This window comes from Aequorivita sinensis, assembly GCF_006346335.1.
Classification (GTDB): Bacteria; Bacteroidota; Bacteroidia; order Flavobacteriales; family Flavobacteriaceae; genus Aequorivita; species Aequorivita sinensis.
On the sequence record NZ_VDMC01000062.1, the window covers coordinates 1 to 715 of the forward strand.

At 40.4% G+C, this 715-nt stretch carries 1 protein-coding gene; it reads right to left on the reverse strand.

Annotation, left to right across the window (positions count from 1 at the left end):
• A partial coding sequence (locus FHP04_RS14550) for a hypothetical protein (RefSeq protein WP_158319155.1) occupies nucleotides 1–715 on the reverse strand: 715 nt, incomplete at both ends.

The window sequence follows — 715 nt, forward strand, 5'->3', positions numbered from 1 at the left end:
GTATTCAAATCCTGCACCTAGTGGAGCTGTAATTGAAATTTTACCTGAAGGTACTGCACACGTTGGTTGAACTACATCAGCAGTTGGTGTAGCTGGTGCATTTGGTACATCATTAATCGTTACAGATAAAGCTGTAGAAACACATGTAGGATCTGAAGTATTTCGAGCCGTTACACTATAAGTTCCAGCGATTAAGTTAATAAAGTCTTCTGAGTCCTGATAGTTCGTGCCATCAATACTGTATTCAAATCCTGCACCCAATGGAGCTGTAATTGAAATTTTACCTGAAGGTACTGCACACGTTGGTTGAACTACATCAGCAGTTGGTGTAGCTGGTGCATTTGGTACATCGTTTATCGTTACTGATAAAGCTGTAGAAACACATGTAGGATCTGAAGTATTTCGAGCCGTTACACTATAAGTACCAGCGATTAAGTCAATAAAGTTTTCTGACTCCTGATAGTTCGTGCCATCAATACTGTATTCAAATCCTGCACCTAGTGGAGCTGTAATTGAAATTTTACCTGAAGGTACTGCACACGTTGGTTGAACTACATCAGCAGTTGGTGTGGCTGGTGCATTTGGTACATCATTAATCGTTACAGATAAAGCTGTAGAAACACACGTAGGATCTGAAGTATTTCGAGCCGTTACACTATAAGTACCGGAGGTTAAGCCATCAAAATCTACTGATGCCTGATAATCCGTGCCATTT